19 protein-coding genes are annotated in these 25,138 nt (G+C 59.4%); 14 read left to right on the top strand and 5 right to left on the bottom strand.

Annotation, left to right across the window (positions count from 1 at the left end; all coding sequences use genetic code 11):
- The first annotated feature begins 35 nt into the window (after nucleotides 1-35).
- A complete protein-coding gene (locus ACHZCJ_RS04595; protein WP_394700029.1) occupies nucleotides 36-623 on the top strand; it encodes a Crp/Fnr family transcriptional regulator in 588 nt (195 codons plus the stop codon).
- 168 nt (nucleotides 624-791) lie between these two features.
- Here the strand turns inward: ACHZCJ_RS04595 and ACHZCJ_RS04590 are convergent, their stop codons facing one another.
- Nucleotides 792-1,271: an Hsp20 family protein gene (locus ACHZCJ_RS04590; RefSeq protein ID WP_159642009.1), complete on the bottom strand. Its 480-nt coding sequence runs from the start codon at nucleotides 1,269-1,271 to the stop codon at nucleotides 792-794.
- 521 nt (nucleotides 1,272-1,792) lie between these two features.
- Between ACHZCJ_RS04590 and ACHZCJ_RS04585 the strand changes: the two genes are divergently transcribed.
- The 5 genes from ACHZCJ_RS04585 to ACHZCJ_RS04565 all read left to right on the top strand — a co-directional run bounded on the left by ACHZCJ_RS04585 (nucleotide 1,793) and on the right by ACHZCJ_RS04565 (nucleotide 9,590).
- Entirely contained in the window at nucleotides 1,793-3,043 is a 1,251-nt protein-coding gene (locus ACHZCJ_RS04585; protein WP_321324271.1) for a lipoprotein-releasing ABC transporter permease subunit, read from the top strand.
- Nucleotides 3,036-3,722, top strand: coding sequence for an ABC transporter ATP-binding protein (locus ACHZCJ_RS04580; RefSeq protein WP_159642013.1), 687 nt, complete (start codon nucleotides 3,036-3,038; stop codon nucleotides 3,720-3,722). The genes ACHZCJ_RS04585 and ACHZCJ_RS04580 overlap by 8 nt, the downstream gene beginning before the upstream one ends.
- A gap of 97 nt (nucleotides 3,723-3,819) precedes the next feature.
- Nucleotides 3,820-4,293: a glutathione peroxidase gene (locus ACHZCJ_RS04575; protein WP_159642015.1), complete on the top strand. Its 474-nt coding sequence runs from the start codon at nucleotides 3,820-3,822 to the stop codon at nucleotides 4,291-4,293.
- A 135-nt stretch (nucleotides 4,294-4,428) separates the two neighbouring features.
- Nucleotides 4,429-7,932 (top strand): DNA polymerase III subunit alpha, encoded by a 3,504-nt coding sequence (gene dnaE / locus ACHZCJ_RS04570; protein WP_321324267.1) that lies wholly within the window; start codon nucleotides 4,429-4,431, stop codon nucleotides 7,930-7,932.
- 50 nt (nucleotides 7,933-7,982) lie between these two features.
- Nucleotides 7,983-9,590, top strand: coding sequence for a long-chain fatty acid--CoA ligase (locus ACHZCJ_RS04565; RefSeq protein ID WP_321324265.1), 1,608 nt, complete (start codon nucleotides 7,983-7,985; stop codon nucleotides 9,588-9,590).
- On the opposite strand, the gene ACHZCJ_RS04560 is transcribed toward ACHZCJ_RS04565, so the two are convergent.
- Both ACHZCJ_RS04560 and moaB read right to left on the bottom strand, forming a co-directional pair.
- Nucleotides 9,587-10,684 carry a PA0069 family radical SAM protein gene (locus ACHZCJ_RS04560; RefSeq protein ID WP_321324263.1) on the bottom strand — a complete coding sequence of 366 codons (1,098 nt, stop codon included), beginning with the start codon at nucleotides 10,682-10,684 and terminating at the stop codon, nucleotides 9,587-9,589. The two genes, ACHZCJ_RS04565 and ACHZCJ_RS04560, sit on opposite strands and share 4 nt — an antisense overlap.
- A 48-nt stretch (nucleotides 10,685-10,732) precedes the next feature.
- Nucleotides 10,733-11,260 (bottom strand): molybdenum cofactor biosynthesis protein B, encoded by a 528-nt coding sequence (moaB, locus tag ACHZCJ_RS04555; protein WP_321324261.1) that lies wholly within the window; start codon nucleotides 11,258-11,260, stop codon nucleotides 10,733-10,735.
- Between the two features lie 113 nt (nucleotides 11,261-11,373).
- On the opposite strand from moaB, the gene ACHZCJ_RS04550 reads away from it, so the two are divergent.
- From ACHZCJ_RS04550 to trxA, 7 genes are all read left to right on the top strand, one after another.
- Nucleotides 11,374-13,725 carry an ATP-binding protein gene (locus ACHZCJ_RS04550; protein ID WP_321324259.1) on the top strand — a complete coding sequence of 784 codons (2,352 nt, stop codon included), beginning with the start codon at nucleotides 11,374-11,376 and terminating at the stop codon, nucleotides 13,723-13,725.
- A gap of 7 nt (nucleotides 13,726-13,732) precedes the next feature.
- Entirely contained in the window at nucleotides 13,733-14,176 is a 444-nt protein-coding gene (tsaE, locus tag ACHZCJ_RS04545) for a tRNA (adenosine(37)-N6)-threonylcarbamoyltransferase complex ATPase subunit type 1 TsaE (protein WP_159647869.1), read from the top strand.
- Nucleotides 14,173-15,159, top strand: coding sequence for a phosphotransferase (locus ACHZCJ_RS04540; RefSeq protein WP_321324990.1), 987 nt, complete (start codon nucleotides 14,173-14,175; stop codon nucleotides 15,157-15,159). Before tsaE ends, ACHZCJ_RS04540 begins: the two co-directional genes overlap by 4 nt.
- Nucleotides 15,156-15,872: a nucleotidyltransferase family protein gene (locus tag ACHZCJ_RS04535; RefSeq protein ID WP_321324254.1), complete on the top strand. Its 717-nt coding sequence runs from the start codon at nucleotides 15,156-15,158 to the stop codon at nucleotides 15,870-15,872. The genes ACHZCJ_RS04540 and ACHZCJ_RS04535 overlap by 4 nt, the downstream gene beginning before the upstream one ends.
- Entirely contained in the window at nucleotides 15,865-18,864 is a 3,000-nt protein-coding gene (gene addB / locus ACHZCJ_RS04530) for a double-strand break repair protein AddB (RefSeq protein ID WP_321324252.1), read from the top strand. Before ACHZCJ_RS04535 ends, addB begins: the two co-directional genes overlap by 8 nt.
- Nucleotides 18,857-22,309 (top strand): double-strand break repair helicase AddA, encoded by a 3,453-nt coding sequence (gene addA, locus ACHZCJ_RS04525; RefSeq protein ID WP_321324250.1) that lies wholly within the window; start codon nucleotides 18,857-18,859, stop codon nucleotides 22,307-22,309. Before addB ends, addA begins: the two co-directional genes overlap by 8 nt.
- Nucleotides 22,310-22,384: 75 nt before the next feature.
- On the top strand, nucleotides 22,385-22,711 hold the full coding sequence (gene trxA, locus ACHZCJ_RS04520) for a thioredoxin TrxA (protein ID WP_089132615.1): 327 nt from the start codon (nucleotides 22,385-22,387) through the stop codon (nucleotides 22,709-22,711).
- On the opposite strand, the gene ACHZCJ_RS04515 is transcribed toward trxA, so the two are convergent.
- Together ACHZCJ_RS04515 and argJ are read right to left on the bottom strand one after the other, a co-directional pair.
- Nucleotides 22,708-23,514: an inositol monophosphatase family protein gene (locus ACHZCJ_RS04515; RefSeq protein ID WP_321324246.1), complete on the bottom strand. Its 807-nt coding sequence runs from the start codon at nucleotides 23,512-23,514 to the stop codon at nucleotides 22,708-22,710. The genes trxA and ACHZCJ_RS04515 overlap by 4 nt on opposite strands.
- A gap of 4 nt (nucleotides 23,515-23,518) precedes the next feature.
- Complete coding sequence (gene argJ, locus ACHZCJ_RS04510) at nucleotides 23,519-24,748, bottom strand: bifunctional glutamate N-acetyltransferase/amino-acid acetyltransferase ArgJ (RefSeq protein ID WP_321324244.1); 1,230 nt, start codon at nucleotides 24,746-24,748, stop codon at nucleotides 23,519-23,521.
- 59 nt (nucleotides 24,749-24,807) lie between these two features.
- On the opposite strand from argJ, the gene ACHZCJ_RS04505 reads away from it, so the two are divergent.
- Nucleotides 24,808-25,134, top strand: coding sequence for a hypothetical protein (locus ACHZCJ_RS04505; protein ID WP_321324242.1), 327 nt, complete (start codon nucleotides 24,808-24,810; stop codon nucleotides 25,132-25,134).
- Nucleotides 25,135-25,138: the final 4 nt, after the last annotated feature.

Raw genomic sequence — 25,138 nt, 5'->3', positions numbered from 1 at the left:
CTGAGCTGGCTGACTTGATATTGCGTGGACATTTCGTGCAATATAAAAAAGGGGACGAATTGATCATGCAGGGGGATCCTGGCAACTCGCTTCTGATATTATTATCAGGTAATGCGCGCACCAGCATGATCGCCAGCAATGGTTATGAGGTTGTTCTCGACTATGCGGAAGCCGGGCAGGTTCTGGGCGAAATCGCACTGCTGGATGGTGGCGAGCGGACCGCCAGTGTCACCGCCATCGAACCAACGTCGGCGTTGTCGATAACGCGGGAAGCCTTTGAAGATATTCTGGCCAAGCACAAGAATATGGCCTTGCGCTTGCTCAAGGTCATGGCCAAGCGCATCCGCTCGGCCAACAGCATGATCGAAGGCGATCGTGCCTATACATCGGGGCCGAGACTGGCGCGCTATCTTTTGAGGCTATCCGTAGCCGGGGCAGATGAAGGGCGTCTGAAGCTGGACCTGAGCCAGAGCGAGCTCGGCAATTTTGCCGGGATGTCGCGCGAACATATTAATCGTCAGCTGTCCGCCTGGTCGGAAAGCGGGATTGTGGCAGTGGAAAGCGGGAAGGTCCGGATTTTGGATCACGCGATGCTTTCCCATATTGCCGAAGCAGATTCTTGACGAAAATTGGCCTTTTGCGACCCGGGCTAATTATCGTCAAGAGTGACACCAAGCGGGTGTCAGGGGCAGTCGGATCCTCATCCGGCTGCCCCATTTCATTTCAGCAACGGTAAAAAAAAGGCAGCCAGATCGCTCCGGCTGCCCCTGATTCGCGAAGAAATGCGCTGCCTAGGCGGCTTTCTCTTCTTTCTTCTTTCGCTTGTCCGCGATCTTGGTGACATTGTCGCCCTTGTTGATCGCGATGGTCTGTGGCCGCATCGCTTCGGGGATTTCCCGGACGAGGTCGATTTCGAGCAGCCCGTCGGCTAGCGCGGCATTTTCCACGCGGACGAAGTCGGCGAGTTCGAAACGCCGTTCGAAGTTGCGGTTGGCTATTCCCATGTGCAGGAACTGCTTGCCTTCCTGTTCGTCGGTCTTCTTGTTGCCGGCGACGAGCAGCAGATTCTGCTGGGCGGTAATTTCGATTTCATCATCCTTGAAACCGGCGACGGCCAGCGTGATCCGGTAATGATCTTCTCCGCTGCGTTCGATGTTGAACGGCGGGTAATTCTCGGATTGCTGCGCGCGGGCATTATTTTCAAGAAGGTCGAACAGCCGGTCAAAACCTACGGTTGAGCGGCGGTAGGGGGTAAAGTCTAAACGATTCATATCTATATCCTCTGCAATTGAGCAATGTAAATCTGGACCCGCAAATGCGGCATCCGGTTCGTCATTGTGGAACCCATATGGCGCCCCACATCAATAGAGATATGATCAACTTTCCCGATTTCAAGGGGAAGAAAAGACTGAAATACCAATGGTTTGGATAATTATGTCTTGGATGTTTTCGCAGTGAAAAAAACGCCCGGATGCCGCTAAGCACCCGGGCGAAAATGGTGACGAACTAATTCGTCCCCTGTTTTCCCGTCCTATTCAACGCCGCTTGTCCCCCAACATTTGGCGGAACCGGAAGGGATCCCTGAACCATGACCCGTTTATCGAGATGTTTGATTCTGTAGGCATATCTGATCGACTGACTTAATTTTGTCATGACAAAATTGTTGGTTTTGGAAGATTGGTCGCCGCTTGTGGCATATTGGCAACAGCATATTTCGTGCCATGCCACTTGCTTGCCCCGACCTGCAACCGTAAAGGCAGGATATTCTGATCCAAGGAAGTCGTCGCAAGTCATGCTCCTATCCCGTTATGAATGGGTCATCGCAAAACGCTATCTGTTGCCAGGCAAGGGGGAGGGATTCATTTTCCTCGTCGCAAGCATCAGTCTGGTCGCGGTCATGCTTGGTGTAGCCGCACTGATCGTGGTGATGAGCGTGATGAACGGTTTCCGCGCCGAGCTGTTCGACAAGATTGTCGGTCTCAATGGCCACGCCGTCATCCAGGGCTATGGCGGCCGTCTTCCCGGTTGGCGCGACTTGCTCGAGGAAACCCGCCAGACTGAGGGGGTCGTCTCGGCATCGCCTTTGATCGAGCAACCCTTGCTGACCACGTTCAACGGACGGGTCGAAGCCGTGCTGGTGCGTGGTATGCAGGTGCCGGACATATTGAACAATGAGACGCTCGACGGAAAAACCATCTCCGGCGATCTGGCGCAGCTCGAGTCCGGATCGGGACGGGTCGGCATCGGCAGCCGGCTGGCGACCACGCTGGGTGCGCAGGTTGGAAGCCGGATCACCATCATCAATCCGCAAGGGCGCTCGACGCCGTTCGGGACGGTACCGCGCGAGATCGCCTATGACGTCGCCGCTATTTTCGAGGTCGGCGTCTATGATTATGACAAGGCGTTCGTGATCATGCCGATGGAAGATGCGCAGACCCTCCTGCTGCTCGGCGACCAGATCGGGATGATCGAAATCAAGACCAATGACGCCGACAATGTCGGCAAGATAATCGCGCCTCTCGTGCCCAAGGTGGCCGATCGCGGGGTGATTACCGACTGGCAGACAATGAATGCCTCGCTTTTCGAAACGCTGCAGGTTGAACGGGTGGTGATGTTCGTCATCCTCTCGATCATCATCCTGGTGGCGGTTTTCAACATATTGTCGTCGCTGATCATGCTGGTGCGCGCCAAGACGCGGGATATTGCGATCCTGCGCACGATGGGCGCCTCGCGCGCTTCCTTGGTGAGAATATTCGTCACGGTGGGCACATCCATCGGAACGCTCGGCATCGCCGCCGGGATCATACTCGGCCTGATCGCAATCCATTTCCGGCAGAATGTTATCAATTTTGTCCAGATGATCACCGGCCAGAATCTGTGGGACCCGTCGATCCGCTTTCTGACCGAACTGCCAGCGCGGACCGATCCGATGGAGGTCGTGGGTATCGCCGGGCTGGCGCTGCTGTTCAGTTTCCTGGCGACGCTTTATCCCGCCTATAAGGCGGCCAGTACCGATCCCGTCCAGGTGCTTCGCTATGAGTGACAGAGAAAATGCAAAAACCGTGGAATTGCGAGATGTACGGCGCAGTTTCGTCCAGGGAGATGTCAGGATCGAGGTGCTCCGCGGCGTCAACCTCGACATCCACGCGAACGAAATTGTCGCGCTTCTCGGCCCGTCCGGTTCGGGCAAGTCGACATTGCTGCAGGCGGTGGGATTGCTCGAGGGCGGTTTTGAGGGCTCGATCAAGCTGAACGGTGAAGAAACCGCGCAACTGCCTTCCAGTGGTCATACGCGGATCCGCCGCGATCTTCTGGGTTTTGTATACCAGTTCCACCATTTGCTACCCGATTTTAGCGCGCTGGAAAATGTGGTGATGCCACAGCTTATTGCCGGGACGAGTCAGAAAGAAGCCGAGGCCAGAGCCGAAACATTGCTGTGTAGCCTGGGACTGGGCGCGCGGCTGGATCATAATCCGAGCAAATTGTCCGGTGGCGAGCAACAAAGAGTAGCCGTTGCCCGCGCCCTCGCGACTTCGCCGAAACTGGTGCTGGCCGACGAGCCGACCGGCAATCTGGACGAAGCGACCGCCGATCTGGTTCTCTCCGAGTTTATTGCGTTGGTGCGGCAGGAAGGCAGCGCCGCCCTGATTGCCACTCATAACGAGCGGCTGGCGGCCAAAATGGATCGGGTTGTGCGGCTGCATGAAGGTGTTTTATCCTAGGCTTTTCGGCTCGAATCGAGATTGGCTTTGACTTTTCTCCTGCGAGTATCAATCTGTGGGGCAGGGAAAATCTAGAAACAAACATTGCGGGGCGCATATGAAGGTTACGGAATTTCAGGTGAAGCAGGCGGATGGTTCGATGGAGGACCTGTCTGCGCACAAGGGCAAGGTGCTGCTGATCGTCAACACCGCTTCGAAATGCGGGTTCACGCCGCAATATGAGGGGCTCGAAAAGCTGCATCGGGAATTTCATGACAAGGGCCTCGAAATACTGGCCTTTCCGTGCAACCAATTCGGCAATCAGGAACCGGGCGATGCCGACGAAATCAAGAATTTCTGTTCGCTGAACTATGATGTGAGCTTCCCGCTGATGGCCAAGATCGACGTCAACGGCAATGACGCCGACCCGCTGTGGAAATATCTGAAAGCGGAAAAATCCGGTCTGCTCGGCTCCCGGATCAAATGGAATTTCACCAAATTTCTCGTCGACCGCGAAGGCAATGTCGTCGCGCGCTACGGTCCCGCTGTAAAGCCCGACCAGCTGAAAAACGAGATTGAAGAGCTGTTGTAGCCAAGCTCTGTCCTTTGTCCCGGACGCAATCCAGCACCATTGCCGGCAAATATGCTGTGGACAAATGGTCGATAGTTTCTCCCGGTCTGATCGTCGCCATATGCAAGACCAGGATGGAGCGCTAGTCTGAGTATCATGGCCCAGACTCCCTTCGTCCCTCTTCGAACCTTTTCTGCCTATACTATTCTTGACGGAGCGATGGAGCCGGCCGTCATTGGTGCTGCGGCAAAAGAGCGCGGCTTTCCGGCCGTCGCCTTATGCGACCGGATCGGCCTTTTCGCTTCCATGGCGTTTGATGACGGCTGTCGCTCCCAGGGCGTGCAGCCGATCACCGGCTGCTTTCTCAGGATAGCGCGGCCCGGAGGGGCGGACCCGGCCAAAGTGGTGCTGGACTGGGTCGCGCTCTATGCCCAGGATGCCGAGGGCTATGAAAATCTCTGCAAGCTGGTTTCAGCCTCCCATCTCGACCGCCCCGGTGAACTCGATGCCCATGTTCCCATGGAAATGTTGCGCGACCATAATGCCGGACTGCTGGCCCTGACCGGGGGCGGGGAGGGTGCGCTAGCCCGTCTGATTGCCGAGGAGCAGCAACCGGAAGCCGAAGCCTATCTCTCCCTGTTGCAGCAATATTTCCCGGGACGGCTCTATATCGAATTGTCGCGCCGCGAGGACCCGGTCGAAATGGCCGCGGAGCAGGGCCTGATTGCGCTGGCGATGGACCGGGATATTCCGCTGGTGGCAACCAACCCGAGTTGTTTTTCCGAACCCGATTTCCACGAAGCCCATGACGCGATGAAATGTATCGCGCAGTCGGCCTATGTCGAAAATGACGAGCGCGAGAAGCCGTCCAAACATCTGTGGATGAAAAGCGCGCTGGTGATGGAGGATCTATTCTCCGACATACCCGAAGCGTTGCAGAACACCATTGTCATCGCCCAGCGATGCGCCTTTTCACCGCCCAAGCGGAACCCGATCCTGCCCAGTCTCGCTGGCGATCTGGATGGGGAGATCGAACAATTGCGCAAAGACGCCACCGCCGGCCTCGAAAGGCGGCTGGAGTTTGCCGGGGTGACGGACGAGGAGGAAAGGCAAGTCTATTTTGAACGTCTGGCTTTCGAGCTGGATGTGATCGTCAGCATGGGATTTCCCGGCTATTTCCTGATCGTTGCCGACTTTATCAAATGGGCCAAGGATCATGATATACCGGTGGGGCCGGGGCGTGGTTCGGGTGCCGGTTCGGTTGTCGCATGGGCATTGACCATTACCGATCTGGATCCGATCCAGCTTGGACTGCTGTTCGAACGTTTCCTCAATCCGGAACGTGTGTCGATGCCCGATTTCGACATCGATTTCTGCGAAACCCGGCGCGGTGAAGTCATTCGCTATGTGCAGGAAAAATACGGCGACCGGCAGGTTGCCCAGATTATCACTTTCGGAAAGCTCAAAGCGCGTGCCGTGTTGCGCGATGTCGGCCGGGTCCTGCAGATGCCTTACGGGCAGGTGGATCGGCTGACCAAGCTGGTACCCAATCATCCCACCGATCCCTGGGATCTGAAGCGGTCGCTCAACGGGATTACGGAACTGGCGCAGGAATATAAGCAGGCGGACGTGAAGCGGCTGTTCGATCTGGCCATGAAACTGGAAGGTTTACCGCGCCACAGCTCTACCCATGCTGCAGGCGTGGTGATCGGCGATCGTCCGCTCGATCAGCTGGTGCCGCTGTATCGAGATCCGCGCTCGGATCTGCCGGTAACCCAGTTCGACATGAAATTTGTTGAAAAAGCCGGTCTGGTGAAATTCGACTTTCTGGGGCTGAAAACGCTCTCGGTGCTGAAGAAGGCGGTCGAACTGCTTGCTGAACGCGGCATAACGGTCGAGCTGGAAAACCTGAGCTGGGAAGACGACAAAGTTTTCGAGCTGCTCCAGCGCGGCGATACCGTCGGTGTGTTCCAGCTGGAATCCGAAGGCATGCGACGCACGCTTGCGGCCGTGAAGCCAACCAATTTCGGTGATATTATCGCGCTCGTTTCGCTCTACCGGCCGGGCCCGATGGACAATATACCGCTGTTCGGGGACCGCAAGAACGGACGCGTCGATATTGCTTATCCGCATCCCTTGCTCGAAGAAATCCTCAAGGAAACCTACGGGATTTTTGTCTATCAGGAACAGGTGATGCAGGCCGCGCAGATCATCGCCGGCTATTCGCTTGGCGAAGCAGATTTGCTGCGTCGGGCCATGGGCAAGAAGATCCAGGCGGAAATGGATGTCCAGCGCAAGCGCTTCGTGACGGGGGCCGCGGAAAACGGTCTGAACAGTGATCAGGCCAACGAACTGTTCGATTTGATCGACAAATTTGCCGGCTATGGCTTCAACAAGAGCCACGCGGCGGCCTATGCGCTGCTCGCCTATCAGACGGCCTGGCTAAAGGCGCATCACCCGCATGAATTTTACGCCGCTTCGATGTGCTTCGATATGCATCAGTCGGAAAAGCTCAGTATTTTTGTCGACGACATGAAGCGGCTGGGAGTCACCGTGCTGCAGCCGGCAATCAACAAAAGCCGGCCAAATTTCTCGGTCGAGGAGCAGCCGGAATCCGGACTCGCCGTGCGCTATGCGCTGGCCGGTCTGAAGAATGTCGGCGAGAAGGCAATGCACGCGCTGGTCACCGAACGCGCCGAGTCCGGTCCGTTTTCGTCGATAGAGGATTTTGCCAACCGGATTGATCCGCATGGCCTCAACAAGCGCCAGCTGGAAAGCCTGGCTTCGGCTGGTGCCTTTGATGATCTGGAGCCTAATCGCGCGGCGGTCCATGATGGTGCGGACATGATCCTTTCGGTGGCCAGCAGTGCGACCGATGCGCGTGAAAGCGGACAGGGCGGCCTTTTTGGGGAGGGTAGTGCCGGGGGGGACATGCAGGCGATCCGATTGCCGGAGGGGAGCAACTGGTCGCTCAACGAGATCATGTCCCGGGAGCGCGATGCTTTCGGTTTCTATTTTTCCTCGCACCCGGTTTCCCAGTTTCAGGCGGTTTCCTCTTCGCTTGGCGCCATGACCTATGCGGCCCTGTGCAGCGGGGAACCGATCGGCGAAGGCATACGCAAACCGGCGGTGATGTCCGCTCTCATCGAAAAGGTGCGCTGGCGGGACAGCCGCAGGGGCAAGAGATTCGCGCTCGCCGACCTGTCGGACAGCAGCGGCCAGTTTTCCGCCAGTTGCTTTGACGAAGACCAGTGCAAGATTCTGGAGGAACTCTCGCAGGAAGGGCGCTGTGCCCTGCTCAAGGTTGAACTGGATCAGCAGTCGGAAGATGAAAATCCGCGGGTTGCGATCCGGACGGTGCAACCGCTGGACGGTCTGGAGAAGACCACCCGCACCCGGATGGAGCTGGAAATCCTCGATATTGCCGGTTTGCACGAGCTGACCAATCTGGTGGCGCCGCTGCTTGGCGGCCAGAGTGAAATAGTGGCAATCATGGCTGGTCCCGACGATGATCTTGTCAAAGTCTGCCTCGGACGATCCTTCCGCCTCGACGCGGAAACGGTGGAGATGCTCGAGCGGGTTGAAGGCCTGGCCAACGTCCGCTTGGGGCCGGCGCGACCGATGCGGGTGGCGAAACCCAAATTAAGGCTTGTCAGCTAGCCTGAAACATACCAGAAACCGGCCAAATACAACTAGTCTGGAGAGATAATATGGCCGGTGCGATGCAAGCGAGCGCGCTCAAGATTACCAATTTGATAGATCACGCCGCCAGAGAACATGGTGATCGCGAGATTGTCAGCTACTGGGCCGACGGAAGTATCAGCCGCAGCAACTGGGCCGAAATAGGGCTCGAATCCCGCAAATTCTCTCAAGCGCTGCAACGGCTCGGCATGAACAGGGGCGACCGGATCGCGACCATCGCGATGAACCATGCGCATCATCTGATCAGCTGGTACGGCTCGGCCGGTATTGGCGGCATTCTCCACACGGTCAATCCGCGCCTGTTCGAGGAGCAACTGGTCTATATCATCAACCATGCCGAAGACCGCGTGCTCTTGTTCGACAAGATGTTCGCTCCCATTGTCGAAATGCTCAAGCCGCAACTGAAAACGGTTGAGCATTATATCCAGTTCGATGGCGAGAAAGGCGACTATCCGACCTTTCGCGAGCTTGTCGACGCGGAAGATGGCGATTTCGAATGGGTCGATGTCGATGAAAATGATCCTTGCGGCCTTTGCTACACCAGCGGCACGACGGGGAACCCGAAGGGTGTGCTGTACGAGCATCGCTCGAACGTCATTCACGCGATCACCGAGGTGCAGCCGGATGTGATGGATCTGGCGACCCGCTCGGTAATGTTGCCGGTGGTCCCGATGTTTCATGCCAATGCCTGGGGCTTGCCCTTTGCCTGTGCTGCGGTTGGCGCGAAAATGGTCATGTCGGCCAGCAATGAAGCGCATGTCCTGTGGAAGCTGATCCGGGACGAGGGTGTGACCCATAGCGCGGGCGTGCCGACCGTCTGGCTGTCAATGTTTGCCGATATGGATGAAAATGGTGGCGATTACGGGAAATTGGCGGTTGTCGTGATCGGCGGCTCTGCTTGCCCGCGCTCGATGATCGAGCGGCTGATGAAGAACGGCATCCGCGTCGCCCATGCCTGGGGCATGACCGAGACCTCTCCGATCGGGACGGCCGGTTCGCTTCCCGCCAACTGGGACGAGCTGAGCTTTGACGAGCAGGTGGATGTTATCTGTAAACAGGGCAGGCCGCCATTCGGCGTCGAACTGCGGGTGATCGACGAGGAGGGCAATGTCGCCCCGCGCGATGGCAAGACCAGCGGCACGCTTGAAATCCGGGGCCCTTGGATTATCCAGCGCTATTATCGTGCGGATGAGGATGCGGTCGCGGATGACGGCTGGTTCGATACCGGCGATGTCGCGGTACTGCATCCCGACGGTACGATGCAGATTACCGACCGGGCCAAGGATGTGATCAAGTCGGGCGGCGAATGGATCAGCTCGATCGAGCTGGAAAATGCCGCTGTCGGCTGTCCGGGCGTTGCCGAAGCGGCGGCGGTTGGTGTCTACCATCCGAAATGGGACGAGCGGCCGCTGCTGCTGGTCGTGCGCAAACCCGGCAGCGATGTGTCGGAAGCTGATATGATCGAATATCTCGGCGACAAGGTCGCGAAATGGTGGTTGCCGGACGAAGTGAAATTCGTCGACGAATTGCCGCACACCGCAACCGGGAAAATCCTCAAGCGCTCGCTGCGGGACGAATATAAAGATTATCAGCTGAAGAGCCTCTTGGACGCCTAGAACAGTTCCATCTGGCTGCCCTGGATCACCGGACGCCGGAAAAGATCGGTTCTGAGTTTGAGCTTCGCCTTGCCGATTCCCGCCTTGCGCGACGCGATGCCTATGCGGGTGCGGATCAGGTCGGCCCATGGTCCCTGGCCGCGCATGCGGCTGTGGAAGCCGGGATCGTTGCGCTTGCCGCCGCGGATTTGCCGGACGATGCTCATCACCTTGGCTTTGCGTTCCGGATAATGGTTTTCCAGCCATTGTTCGAATAGCGGCGCCACTTCGTGCGGCAACCGCATGGGAATGAACGAGATGCTCTTGGCGCCACAATCTGCCGCCGCCGCGACAATCGCTTCAATCTCGTGATCGGTGATCCCCGGAATGACCGGCGCGATATTGACATGCGCATATATGCCGGCGTCGCTGAGCGCCCGCACGGCATCCAGCCGCCGCGCGGGAGCGGGCGCTCTGGGTTCCAGCAGGCGCGCCGTCTGCGGATCGAGCGAGGTAACGGAAATCGCCACCGCCGTAAGCTGCTGCACCGCAAGCTGAGCCAGCAAGTCGAAATCCTCGACCACGCGACTGGATTTGGTCGTGATTACCACCGGGTGAAGCGTTTCCAGCATGACCTCCAAGATCTGCCGCGTGATCCGGTAACGTTTTTCAATAGGCTGGTAGGGATCGGTGTTGGTGCCGATGGCGAGGCTGGCCGGCCGGTAGGCGGGTTTGGCCAATGTCCGGCGCAGCAGATCGGCGGCATTGGGCTTGGCGAACAGCCGGCTTTCGAAATCAAGGCCGGGAGACAGGTCGTGATAGCCATGGGTCGGTCGGGCATAGCAATAGACACAGCCATGTTCGCAGCCGCGATAGGCATTGATCGAGCGGTCGAAGGGCAGGTCCGGTGACTGATTGTACGTAATGATCGATTTGGGAAATTCGGTGGTGACGTCGGTCCGCAGTGGGGCAGGGCTGTCGCCGATCCATTCCCGTTCGTCCAGCCAGTCACCGTCGATCTCGCGGTCCTGCAGATTGAACCGCTGTGAAACCCCGTTGCTTGGTGCACCTCTGCCCTTGCGGGCCAGGTAAAATTCCTTGTGCTTGTCGACCATCGCGTCTTCATACTATGAGAACATAGTAAGAACAAATAGATTTAATCGCTATCTTTCAAGCAGTCTGGGAATCAACTCGACAAAATTGCAGGGCCGGTGACGGCTGTCCAGCTGGGTGTCCAAGATGCCGTCCCAGCCGTCTTTGACCGCGCCGTTTGAGCCGGGCAGCGCAAAAATATAGGTTCCGCGCGCAACCACGGCGCAAGCGCGGGACTGCACCGTTGAAGTGCCGATTTGAGCGATGCTGAGATAGCGGAACAATTCACCAAAACCCGGTATATCCTTGTCCTTGACCGCATCCAGAGCCTCCGGCGTAATGTCGCGTCCGGTCAGGCCTGTGCCACCGGTGGTAATGATGACATCGACCTCTTCATCGTCAATCCACTGGTGAAGCTGTGCCACCAGCACGGATTTATCGTCTCTCAGCAGATTTCGGTAGAGCAGCACATGGCCCTTGCTTTCGATCCGTCCAGCCAAGATGTCGCCCGACGTGTCTTCTTTCAGCGAGCGTGTATCGGACACGGTCAGCAATGCGATATTGATCGGTTTGAAGGTCCGGGTTTCGTCGATTGGCATGGCTGCTCTCCGCTTTGGTAAGACGCCCAGAATAACTTAGTCTGTGGCGCATTTCCAAGTCCTAAAGAATAGGGGTTTTCGTGGGTTAACTATCCGTCTAATCGGATTAGTCAATGTCCAACGTCCCTGATCTCACGGCTGTCATACTGGGCCTCATACTTGCGGCCTGGCTGGGCGTGGCTGCCTGGGCCATCTGGACCGGTCTGGCCATGAAGGCCAAGGCGGAATCCACCCTGCGGCAATCCGGCAGGCTCGGACGATTGCTGGAAACATCACCGGCGCTGCCGCTGCTCGTCCGTTCCGACGGCAAGCTGGAGGCCTCGCAAAGGCTGATGCTCTGGCTCGGTTTCGATCATCTGCCGGCCCATATTTCGGAATTGTCCGAGGAGAGTCGGGGGATGGTCCGGGAGGATCTCGACGCGCTGATGCAGGATGTCAATCTCGCCCAGAAAACCGGAAGCAGTTTCGTCCGCGCGATCAATGTGCGGGGATCGGACAAGGCGTTGCTGATCCGTGGCGGGCTGGCGGACCAGAAAATCGCGCCCAATGGGAGTGCCCTGCTTTGGATTTTCGACGCGACCGACAGCGAGGGCGAGATCGCCAAGCTACGCGAGGAGAATGCGGCGGCGAGGGCGGCGTTTGATGCGCTTTCCGCCCTGATCGAGGCGGCTCCGGTGCCGATGTGGCACCGCTCGCCCGACCTGCGCCTGACACTGGTCAACAGCGCCTATGTTGCCGCCGTCGATGCCGAGAATGGCGAGCAGGTCATTGCCAATGGCGTCGAACTGGTCGAACCGGTCGACGGTTTCAGTCCCGTCGATGCCGCGGCCCGGGCGCGGGACAGGGGCGAACCGCTTGAACGGGTCGTTGCGACAACCGTTGGCGGCGAACGGCGGATGACCCAGGTGGTCGATGTGCCGCTCGGCAAATCGGGGATCGCCGGCTATGCGATCGACATCCAGGATCTCGAAGACGCACGGCGGGAACAGCGGCGTTTCGGGGAATCGCAGCGTGATATGCTTGACCGTATATCCGCCGGTGTGGCCCAGTTTGGCGCGGATAAATCGCTGAAATTCTGTAATCTTCCGTTCCAGCGCATTTTCTCCATGCGCCAGCAATGGATCGCGGAACGGCCCGAATTTCCGCGCGTACTGGATCGCATGCGGGAGATGAACCGCATTCCCGAAGTCCGTGATTTTCCGGAATGGCGCGAGGAACGGACCGGCTGGTTCCAGTCCGCCAGGGCGATGGAAGAGAATTGGCTGCTGGCCGACGGAACCCATTTGCGGGTGCTGGCCAATCCGACGCCGGACGGCGGGCTGCTGGTCATTTTCGAAGACCGCACCGAACAGGTCCAGCTGGCGAGCGCCCGCGACACATTGCTCAGGGTGAGGACCGCGACCTTCGACAATCTGTTCGAGTCGCTTGCGGTGTTCGCTGCCGATGGAAAATTGAACATCTGGAACCACCAGTTTGCCAGCAACTGGGGACTGGCGGAAACCGATCTCGGGAAACATCCGCGTGTGGATTCGCTGATGCAGAAAATGGCAGGCCAGTTGAAGCAGCCGGCGCGAATTTCGGAAGTGCGCGAAATGGTGCGGAGCGCTACCACCGAACGTCAGCAAAAGGGTGGGCGGCTCAACTTCGCCGATGGCCGCCGGTTTGAATTTGCCGCGATCCCCTTGCCCGATGGCAACGCACTGTTCACCATGCTGGACATATCGGACAGCTACCGGATCGAGCAGGCGCTGCGTGAACGCAACGAAGCGCTGGTCGAAGCCGACTCGATCAAGGGTCGTTTCCTGTCCAACATGAGCTATGAGTTCCGGACCCCGCTTACCTCCATCGGCGGTTTTGCCGAGCTTCTGGACCAGGGCATTGCCGGGCCGCTGACTGACCAGGGGCACGATTATGTGCGGGCGATCCTGCAGTCGGTCAAACGGCTTGGCAACCAAATCGAAAATGTTCTCGACCTCAGCCAGAGCGAGGCCGGCGCGTTGCCAATCGCCAAGGAGAAGGTCAATCTGAAAAAGTTGATAGAGGATATTGCCGGTCATTTTGCCGATGATGCTTCCGCCAAGGCGATCGGCGTGGAACTGCAGCTGGACGAAACGCTCGGTTCGGCAATGGCCGACAAGAAGCGCCTGACACAGGCCATTTCGCAGATCGTCGACAATGCGATCAAATATACTGATGACGGTGGCAGATTGCTCATCCACGGATCGGGAAATGTGAAACAGGCGATGATCCATATATCCGACAATGGTCCCGGGATGACCGCCGGCGAGCAGTCCAAGGTGTTTGACAGTTTTGCCCGTTCACGGGATCAGAAGGCCGGACAGAAATCCGGCGGCCTTGGCCTGCCTCTCGCGCGGCAGCTGGTCCGTGCCCATGGCGGCGATCTGTCACTCACATCCGAACCGGGGCAGGGCACGCTGGTCACCCTGCAATTGCCGCGGCATTGAGACTATGATGATCCTCGAGAACGAGCAGGCAACTCTGGACGCCGGACGGAAACTGGGCAAATTATTGCGCGCCGGCGACAAGATCGCGCTGCGGGGCACGCTGGGCGCAGGCAAGACCACATTGGCGAGAGGCATGCTGGAAGGGCTTGGCTATAGCGAGGAAGTGCCCAGTCCAACCTTCGCGATTGTCCAGCCCTATGAACCGCCCGACACCAGAATTCCCGTCGCTCATGTCGACCTGTATCGTATCGACGACCCCGAAGAAATTCCCGAACTCGGTCTCGAAGAGGTGCTGGTTGACGGCGCTATGATCGTCGAATGGCCCGACCGGATGCCCGACGGTTTCTGGAATGATGCGCTCAATCTTGAACTTGAAATAACCGTGGAAGGCAATCGCCGGTTGACTTGGACTGCCGGCAACGCTTGGAACAACCGATGGCCATTGACATGAAACCGCCTGCTACGGCGGCAGAATTTTTGAAGCAGAACGGCTGGCAGGACGCCCGCATATCACCGGTTGCCGGAGATGCGTCTTTTCGTCGCTATTTCCGCGTTGAGGAGGGTGGTCGTCAGGCGATATTGATGGACGCGCCGCCGCCGCATGAAGATCCCCGGCCGTTTATCGCGATCGCCGAATATCTGAGCGGTGCCGGATTTGCAGCACCCGCGATTTACGCTCGCGATCTCGATCGGGGACTGGTTCTGCTGGAGGATTTTGGCGACCAGCGAATGCGCGAACATCTGGATGAGAATCCGGCGGCCGAAGATGGGATATACCGCCGGGTAATGGATCTGCTGCGGGATTTGCATCAGGCGCCGGCGGCATCACTGCCGCCCTATGACGAGGCCCAATATTTGCGGGAGGCCAATTTGCTGACCGAATGGTATTGCCCGGCGCAGCAGCTGGAAGTCGATGCGGAGGGTTTCGAAGCGATCTGGCGTCAGGTACTGGCGCCTGTGCTTTCCGCGCAAGATCCGCCGGTCACCGTGATGCGCGACTATCATGCCGAGAATATCATGCTGCTGGACGACGGCCGGCTCGGTCTGCTGGATTTTCAGGATGCGCTGATGGGGCATCCGGCCTATGATCTGGTGTCGATGCTGCAGGATGCCCGGCGCGATGTGGCGGACGAACTCGAAGAGGATATGCTGGCATATTATCTCACCGATCATGACAGGGATGCGGCGGACGAATTCCGCAGTCATTACGCCATTCTGGGCGCACAGCGAAACAGCAAGATCATCGGAATCTTCACCCGTCTCTGCGTGCGGGACGGCAAGGCGCGCTATCTCGATTTCCTGCCGAGAATGTGGCGTCTGCTGGAAAAGGACCTGCGTCACCCCGCGCTGGCACCAGTCGCGCAATGGTTCGACCGGAATATCCCCGAAGAGGTCCGCAGCCGTCCCATGCAGGTGACGAAGGCAATCAAATGACCAGGGTCGAAACCGCGATGATCATGGCGGCAGGGCTGGGTACCCGGATGCGGCCGCTTACCGATAGCCGTCCCAAGCCTTTGGTCGAGGTGGCCGGCAAGGCGATGATCGACCATTGTTTCGAGAAGCTGGTCGAAGCGGACGTGAGCAAGGCCGTGGTCAATGTTCATTATCATGCAGACCTGATGGAAGCACATTTGGCTGCCGTGCCCTATCCGGTCGATATCCTTGTGTCCGACGAGCGGGCGCAGCTCTTGGAGACCGGTGGTGGTCTGGTCCGGGCGGAACCACTTATCGCAGAGGATGTTTTTTTCTGCATCAACAGCGATAATCTCTGGACCAACGGGCCGACCAACAGCCTGTTGCAACTGGCGCAGGCCTGGGACGGGGATCGTATGGATGCCCTGCTGCTACTGGTCAAACGGGAAGCGGCCAACAATTACAAGGGCGACGGCGATTTCCATCTCGATGACGAAAAGCGGATTTCGCGCAGGCGACCCGGACAGACGGCACCGTTAATTTACTCCGGCATCCAGCTGATTTCCAAACGACTGTTGCGCGATGCACCCGCCGGCCCCTTTTCTACCAATATCCTCTGGGAGCGCGCCATCGGGGACGGTCGGTTGTTCGGGGCAGTACACGACGGCCAATGGTTCGAGGTCGGCACGCCGCAGGCGATCGCGCCGACAGAAGCCGCGCTGGCGAATGTCTGACCGCCGGCGACCATCCATTTACAATATCGCCGCGCATGGCGGCTTCGCCGATGCGCTGGCACAGGGGCTGATCGACCGTTTTGCCAAGGATGCTTTCGGGCTGGCCCGTGGGCTCGTCATACTGCCCAATAACCGCGCCCAGCGCGCCTTGCAGGAAGCCTTCGTCCGGCTGAGCGAAGACGGGCTTCTATTGCCGCAAATGGCGGTGATCGGCGATCTCGATCTGGATGAGTCCATCGGTGTCGCGCTCGACTCCGGCGAACTGGCGCTGGATATTCCGGCCGCCGTCGACCCGATGGACCGCCTGCTCACGCTCGCGCAGCTGATCCAGAAGGAAGTCCGGCTGCGCGACGACGCGATACTGGCCAAGGATGCGCTGCGACTGGCGCGCGAGTTTGCCAGCACGCTTGACCAGCTGAATGTCGAGGAAATCTCGCTGGCCGACCTGATGAAGACGGAGCCGGAAAGTCTCGACCTGTCGCGCCACTGGCAGGTTTCCTATCGCTTCTTCCTGATCATTGCCGAGAAATGGCGAAAGCAGCTGGATGCATGGCAGCGGGTGGACCAGGCGGTCCGCCGCAACGCTCTGTTCGATCATATCGCCAAAAGCTGGAAGACGTCGCCGCCCGATCATTTCGTCGTTGCGGCCGGTATCACCACCTCCGCTCCGGCCATTGCCCGTTTTCTCGAGACCATAGCCTTCATGCCGCAGGGGCTGGTGGTCCTGCCCGATCTCGACCTGATCATGCCGGACGAGGAATGGGATATGCTGGGTCCCTTCCAGCCCGACCCCGACAGCGGCTATGTAAAGCGCGCCCAGGAAACCCATCCACAATATCATATGAAAGTGCTGCTCGACCGGATGTCGATTGCGCGGGGCGAAATATTGCGCTGGCCGCGCACCGGCGAAAGCGGCGCGGCGGCCAAGCGGAGCCGGGCGCTGAGCAATGCCTTCGCGATCCCGAAACTGACGGTGCGCTGGCAGACGCTGGACAGCAGCGAACGCAGTCTCGCCGGGGTGCAGACGGTCGAGGCGCGCAACAGCGCCGAGGAAGCGCAGGTCATCGCGCTGCTGGCGCGTGAGGCGCTGGAAGACCCCGTTCAGCGGGTGGCGATTGTCACGCCGGACCGGTCTCTGGCAACCCGCATCTCCGCCCATCTGAAACGCTGGGATATCCGGGTGGATGACACGGCCGGCCAGCCGCTGGCGAAGCTGCCGGAGGGTGTATTTTTCCTGAACCTGCTGTCGGCGGTCGCGGATGGTTTCCCGCCGGCGGAATTTCTGGCCTTGCTCAAGCATCCGCTGGTGCAGCGCGGGGAAGGGCGGCTGCAATGGCTCGACCATGTCCGCAAGCTCGACCTGTTGCTGCGCGGACCGCGTCCGGCACCGGGACTGGCGGGCATAGACGCGCTGCTGAAGGCAGACAATCATCGGACGAAGAAGCTGCGGGAAGCCATCATTCCCTGGTGGCAATCGGTGCGCACCATATTCGAACCGATGCAAAGTCTGTTCGTTGCTGCGCTCGACTGGCCGAAACTGCTCGACCAGTTGCGGCAACTCGCCGAGAATTTGACCGAAGGCGCGATCTGGGCCGGTCCGGGTGGCCGGGAACTGGCCGACCTGCTGGCCAAGTTGCAGACCCGGGCGGAAATGGGGCCGATCCGTATCAAGGCGGATGAGCTGCCCGGCTATTTCGAAACCCTGATGGCCGACATATCCGTGCGCCCGCCTTATGGCGGCCACCCGCGGATCGCGCTCTACGGTCTGCTCGAAGCGCGGCTGCAACAGTCCGACCTCGTTATCTGCTGCGGCCTCAACGAGGGCAGCTGGCCGCAGGCCATCACGCCCGATCCCTGGCTCGCGCCAATGATCCGCAAGTCGCTCGGCCTGCCGGCGCAGGAACGGCAGATCGGTCTTTCCGCGCACGATCTCGTCGGCGCGATGGGCGCCAGAAAAGTCATTCTCTCCCGCGCGCACCGGGACGATTCCGGCCCGGCCATTGCCTCGCGCTTCCTGCTGCGGCTGAAGGGCATGTGCGGCGACAATCTGAAGGAACATCCGCAAGCCCGCGCCTGGTTGTCGGCGATCGACCAGCCGGAAAGCGAACCTCAGCCTTATGCGCGCCCCGCTCCGTTACCGAGCAAGAAGCAGCGCCATATCCCGATTTCGGTCACCCAGGTCGACAGCCTGATCGCCGATCCCTATTCTTTTTACGCAAAGAAAGTCATGGGCCTCGCGGCGCTCGACATGATCGATGCGGATCCGAGTGCCGCCTGGCGGGGGACCATCATTCACGATATTCTCGAGCAATGGGCCAAACAGGATGATTATGCACCGGCGGCGTTGCGGGAAAGGGCGCAGAGCTTTCTGCAGGACCCCGGCTTACACCCATTGATGCGCAGCCTGTGGGCGCCGCGCCTGCTCGAAGGGCTGGACTGGATCGCTGCCACGCTGGCCGAGGGCCGCAAGACGGGCCGCGAACCGCTGGCTTCGGAAATCTATGGCAAGGCCGAGATTGCCGGTGTCGAACTGTCGGGCATCGCTGACCGTATTGACCGGATGCCCGATGGCGGCCTCGCCATTGTCGATTACAAGACCGGCGGCGCGCCGAGCAACAAGGCGGTGGCCGAAGGCTATAATCTGCAGCTTGGCCTGCTCGCCGCCATCGCTGAGCTGGGCGGCTTCAAGGATATTGAAGGCGAGGCGGTGGCCTTTGAATATTGGTCGCTGGCGAAAAAGGGTGGCGTCGATGCATTCGGCTATATCCGCTCACCCGCCAAGGGGCGCGGTGACAATATCATTCCGGCCGACGCGATGGTCGACCATGCCGTCGCCCGGTTAAACGAGGCCGCCGACCGCTATCTATTGGGCGACGAACCGATGACCGCCAAGCTGCATCCGGAATATGCCCGCTATGCCGATTATGACCAGCTGATGCGGCTCGAGGAATGGTATGGCCGCGCGCCGGCGGAGGCCGCGGACCATGAGTAGCGAAAAACCGAAAATCTTCCCGCTCAAGGACCGGCAGATCGATGCGGTCAAGCCGGACGCCCATATCTGGTTAAGTGCATCCGCAGGAACCGGCAAGACGCAGGTCCTGACCGCGCGCGTGTTTCGCCTGTTGCTCACGGAGACCGTCGATCCGGAGCATATTCTCTGCCTGACCTTCACCAAGGCGGGCGCGGCGGAAATGGCAGAGCGGATCAACCGGCAACTCACGGCCTGGGTGCGGATGGACGACACCCTGCTCGCCAACGATCTTGCGGCGATCGGCGCATCAACAGGACCGGAAACCCGAGAACGGGCGCGCACCCTGTTTGCCCGGGTTCTCGATGCGCAGGGTGGGGGCTTGCGGATCATGACAATTCACGGCTTCTGCCAGTCGCTGCTCGCCTCCTTTCCCGAAGAAGCTGGTATCGCTTCGATGTTCAAGCCGATCGAGGATCGCGACCAGAAGATATTGGCGCGCGAGGCGCTGGGTGATCTGCTGCTCGAGGAGGAGCAGGCCGGACGTCCGCAGATTGTCGAAGCGATCCAGCGCCTGAGCGTCCGGATGGGCGAGGAAGCGACCGAACAGTTTCTGATGACTTGCGCGGCCAAGGCCGATGCGATGGAAGGGCTGCCTTCCGGAACCTTGCCCTTCGTCCGTCAGTTGCTTGGTTTGCCGATCGACGGGGATGCCCAGTCGTGGCTGGCCAGCCGCTGCACTGATGAAGCAATTGATCTGCGGGCAATCACGCGGTTGCGCGATGCGATGGCCGAAGCCGGCGGCAAGAAGGAGCAGGAGCGGCAATTGGCGATCCGCCTCTGGCTGACCCTCAATCCGCAGGAGCGCGCAGCAGCCTTGCCTGATGTTCATCTGGCCTGGGCGACCAAATCCACCGGAGCCCCGCCCAAACCCACGAAAGGCCTGCTCAAAGCTCTGCCGGACTATGATTTCATCGCCGGATCGCTGTATGAGTGGAGCAGCGACCTTCTCGGAAAAGCAGTCCTGTTCGAATATGCCGACCTGTTTGCGGGCGCGTTGCAGGCCGGACAGGCTTTCTACCACCGCTATGCCGATGCCAAAAAGCTGCACGGCGTGGTCGATTTCGACGATATGATCCGGATGACCGCCCGGCTGTTGCAGAAAAGCGATATGGCGGAATGGATCCGCTACAAGCTAGACCAGCGTACCGATCATATATTGATCGACGAGGCGCAGGATACCAATGTCGCGCAATGGGATATCGTCCGCGCGCTCGCCAGCGAATTTTTTGCCGGCATGGGCGTGGAACCCGAGCGGCACCGGACATTGTTCACCGTGGGCGATTTCAAACAGGCAATCTTCGGCTTTCAGGGCACCAGCCCGCATAATTATGCCAATGCGCGCACCGAATTTTTTGCTCTGGCAGAGGCATCGGAACAGCCGTTCGGCGACCTGTCGCTGGACCGCAGTTTCCGCTCGACCCCGCCGATATTGAAAGTGGTCGATGCAACGCTGGAACAACTGGGCCACGAACAGCTGGGGCTCGATCAACAGGTCCCTGAACATCGCAGCAACTATCAGGATGCGAGCGGTAGCGTGACCTTGTGGAAACCGATTGCCAACAGAAGCGATGCCGACGATGAGGACGAGGAATCCTGGGCCAGCGAAGAGAAAAGGGTCTTTGCCCAGCAGCTGGCTGTGCAGATCAGGCAATGGCTGTCGCCGGAAAACCCGCTTTGGCTGGAACGGCAAAAACGGGCGCTGCAACCCAAGGATATATTGATATTGGTGAGCAAGCGCGACGAGCTCAGTGCGCTCATCGTTGCCCGTCTGTTTGCCGAAAAGGTTCCGGTGGCGGGGATTGATCGTATCCGCCTCAACCAGCCGCTGGTTGTGCAGGATCTGCTCGCGGCCATCCGTTTCGTGCTGCAGCCCAATGATGATCTTAATCTCGCCAGCTTGCTGGTGTCGCCTTTGCTTGGCTGGACGCAAGAGGATCTGCTGGCGCGCGGTCATCGCGGCAAGGCCAATGGCGAGAAGAGCCTCTGGGAATTTCTGCGCCGACAGGACGGTCTGGGAGAGCAGATAAAGCCGTTGCAGCAGCTGCTGGCGATGGCCGATTTCAACACGCCCTACCAGTTTCTCGAGACGATATTGTCCGGGCCGATGCAGGGGCGGCGCAAATTGCTCTCCCGGCTTAGCCATGCGGCGGTCGATCCGCTGGACGAACTGCTGGCCACGGCTCTCGCCTTCGAGCGGGATCATATCCCGACCTTGCAGGGTTTTCTCGACTGGTTCGACCGCGGCGATGTCGAAATCAAGCGCGAGCAGGTCGAGGGCGGCAATGAAGTGCGGCTGATGACCGTTCATGGCGCAAAGGGATTGCAGGCGCCGCTTGTGATCCTTGCCAATGCGACCTTTGACCCGGCGAGCAAGAAAAGCGGCGGTTTCAGCATCAAACTGGGCGAAGGGACCGGTCGCGAACTGGAATATCCGGTTGTCCCGGTCCGCAAGGCTGAGCGCGTCGGCATATTGGCTGAACATGCGGCCTATGCCGACAAGGTCGCGATGGAAGAACATTGGCGGCTGCTCTACGTCGCGATGACCCGCGCGGAAGAACATCTGGTCGTTGCCGGCGTGCTCGGACCCAGAGCGAAAGGCGAAGTGCCGGAACTGAGCTGGTATGGGGCGATGGAGCGCGGTCTGACGGCCTTGGGCAGCGAATGGCGCGAAGATCCCGACTGGCAGGCTGTGCGGGAATATCGGACGGAGAGCCGGAACAGGCCCGTTGCACCGGCAGCCCCCGAACGGGCTGCTGACGGGGCAGGGGATCATCTGCCGCCACCGGACTGGCTGTTCCGGGCTGCTCCGGAAGAATCCCGCCCGCCGCGACCCTTGACCCCGTCGCATCTCGGCCCCGACGACGCCAGCAATCCGCCACCGGACCTGATCATGCGCGATGCGGCCGAACGGGGCATCTTGCTGCACAGCCTGTTCCAGCGATTACCCAATATCGCGCCGGCGCGCCGGATCGACGTCGCCGATCGCTGGCTGGAAAAGCAAAAGCAGATTGCCGACCTGGCGCGCCGTTCGGAGATCATCAAAACGGTTCTGGCGGTCATGGACAACCCGACCTGGTCCGCTCTTTTTGCGCCGGAAAGCCTTGCAGAAGCGCCGATTGCTGCGGTTGTCGGCGAACATGTTATTTCCGGTACGGTCGACCGTTTGCTGATCACCGATGATCATATCTATGTTGTGGATTTCAAAACCGGTCGCCGGGTTCCGGACGATGCTGAACAGGCGCCGGTCGCCTATCTCCGGCAGATGGCGGCCTATGTCGCCGCGCTGGAAAAGATATTCCCGGATCGGCCGATCAAGGCCGGGCTGCTCTATTCGCATGGTCCGCTCATGCTCGAGCTTGCGCCGGATCTGATCGACCGGCACAAGCCCGGCTTTGAGCCGATATGAAAAAGCTTTACGCCAGCGCGCTTGAGCCGAGACGCCAGCATACCTAAATAGGTCCCGAACAATTGGAGATTCGTTATGGCTACCAAAGCAATTACTGATGCAAGTTTCGAAGGCGATGTCCTGAAGGCTGACGGCCCCGTGCTCGTCGATTTCTGGGCGGAATGGTGCGGCCCCTGCAAGATGATCGGCCCCGCGCTGGAAGAAATCAGCGATGAATTGGCCGGCAAGGTAACCATTGCCAAGCTCAACATCGATGACAGCCCGGATGCTCCTGCAAAATATGGTGTGCGTGGCATTCCGACCATGATTCTGTTCAACAATGGCGAGCAGGTTGAAACCAAGGTGGGTGCGGCTCCGAAAAGCCAGCTCAAGCAATGGCTCGAACAGTCATTGCCCGCTTAATTTCTGAAGATATCCCCGAGCCGCTCGGCTGCCTCGTCCCAGAGTTTCGGGGATGAGGCGCCGAGCAGGCCTTTCCTGCGGTCTGCGGGGCGATAGTCCGATCCGTCCCAGCGCGCGCATTTGCCGCCCGCTTCGTTGAGGAACAATACCCCCGAAGCATGATCCCAGGGCAGGGTGCGCTGGAACACCGAAATATGGTTGGATCCCTGTACCAGCCGGGGATATTGCTCGGCGGCACAGCGGGGAATGTCGACTATCTCGTAAAATGGTTCGGCAGCAGCGAGCAGACTGTTCCGGTCGTCCGGCGTCATGAAGCCGGTCGCGAGCGCGGCAACAGGTCTCTCCGGATGCACCTCCGGAACCGCAACCGGCGTCCCGTCTATAAAGGCGCCACCTCCTTTGGCGGCGTGACAGATGCGTCCGGTCAGCGGGTCGTAAAGCCAGCCGGCAACAGTTTCATTCTCCTCGACCAGCGCGATCATGATTCCGAAAGGTCCCCGCCCGGCGGCATAATTGCCGGTCCCGTCTATCGGATCGATAATACAGACCTGGCCGTCGGCCAGCTGGTCCAGCACCGATTCATCAGCCGCAAAAGCTTCCTCGCCGACAATCTTGGTGTCCGGCAGCAAATTTGACAGCTCTCCGGCAATATATTGTTCGCTCAGCTTGTCGGCGACCGTCACCAGATCGCCAGGAGTTTTCTCGTCAATCTGGTGAGACTTCAGATTCTGGTAATAAGGCATCACAATATCGCGCGCCGCCTTTTCGATAATGTCGAGGACGGGCTGATAGAGATTGTGCATGAGACTAGCTCCTGTAGTCGGCGTTGATTTCGATATAGCCATGGGTCAGATCGCAGGTCCAGACGGTTGCCCGGCCTTCGCCCAGACCAATATCGACCGCGATGTCGATTTCGCTGCCCTGGAGATGGGCGGCGACCGGCGCCTCGTCATAATCGGGCACGACCAGGCCTTCGCGGGCGACCGTTACACCGCCGAAGCTGATCGCGAGGCGGTCACGGTCCGCCGGTTCGCCGGCCTTGCCCACGGCCATGACAACGCGGCCCCAATTGGCGTCCTCGCCGGCGATGGCGGTCTTGACCAGCGGCGAATTGGCAATCGAGAGAGCAATGCGCTTGGCGCTGTCATCGCTTTCCGCGCCGGTCACGGCGATTTCGATAAATTTGCTCGCGCCTTCGCCGTCGCGGACCACCAGATGCGCCAATTGCATGCACAGATCGTTCAGCGCCGCCTGGAAGGCATCGGCGCCATTGTCGTCAAAGGACGTCAGGGCAGGGGCCGTGCTTTGCCCTGTGGCGAAAGCCAGCACGGTATCACTGGTCGACGTGTCGCTGTCGACGGTGATGCAGTTGAAGCTTTTCGCCGTCGCCGCGCTCAGCATTTCCTGCAGAAGCTTCGCGTCAACCGCGGCGTCGGTAAAAATATAACCGAGCATGGTCGCCATGTCCGGGGCGATCATGCCGGAGCCTTTGATGATGCCGCTCAGATGAACGGTCTTACCGCCGACAATGGCGCTCGTGGTCGCCATTTTCGGGAAGGTATCGGTCGTCATGATCGTTGCCGCGGCCTCTTCCCAGCTACAGGGTTCCGCTGCGAACACCGCTTTCAGGCCCGCTTCGGCCTTGTCCTGCGGCAGCGGCACGCCGATCACCCCGGTCGAGGATACGAATATCTCCTGTTCCGCGCAGCCGAGATGGCCAGCGGTCAGGGACAGAATCTTCTGCACCGCTGCCATGCCGCGGGCGCCGGTGAAAGCGTTGGCATTGCCGGCGTTGACGACCAGACCGCGTGCCTTGCCGCCTTTCAGCGCTTCGCGGCAATATTCGACTTCCGGCGAAGGGCATTTGCTTTGCGTCAGCACCCCGGCGACCGCTGTGCCGGCTGCCAGTTCGACAAAGGTCAGATCGCAGCGGTCCCATTCCTTGTAGCGCGCGCGCGCGATGCGGCAGGATACGCCCTCTATATCGGGTAAAACGGGAGATTGTGCTGGCGCCAGGGGCGAAAGTTTGTCCGACACTTAACTTGCCTTTATACATTGTTTTGATAGAACGCGCTGATATTGACGGGGCCTTGTCCATGAACGCATATTTTGCAAGTTTAATGTTGCTGCTTTTCAACGCTGTCGGCCTCGCCGTGCCTGCGTCGGCAGCGGCTGCAGAACGCATGGTGCCCGAGCTCGGAAGCCAGGCCAGTCAACCGGAAATGGCGGAGATGGCGTCATCCTCCGTTGTCGCAACAGCAGGCTTTACTGCATCGGACCAGCAATATTGCGCGGTCGCAGAGACCTGCCTGTTAGCGCCACGGACTATGGTCAAGACCGGTCGCAAGGCGCCTGTCTGGCCCGTTCTTGCCATGGCTCGCGAAGCGGGCGACAAGCTGGAGCATGAAGAAGGCGCGCCCTAGCGCC

This window comes from uncultured Parasphingorhabdus sp., from assembly GCF_963677535.2.
In the GTDB taxonomy this organism is placed as follows: Bacteria; Pseudomonadota; Alphaproteobacteria; order Sphingomonadales; family Sphingomonadaceae; genus Parasphingorhabdus.
This window is presented reverse-complemented; position numbering and strand designations above follow the sequence as displayed.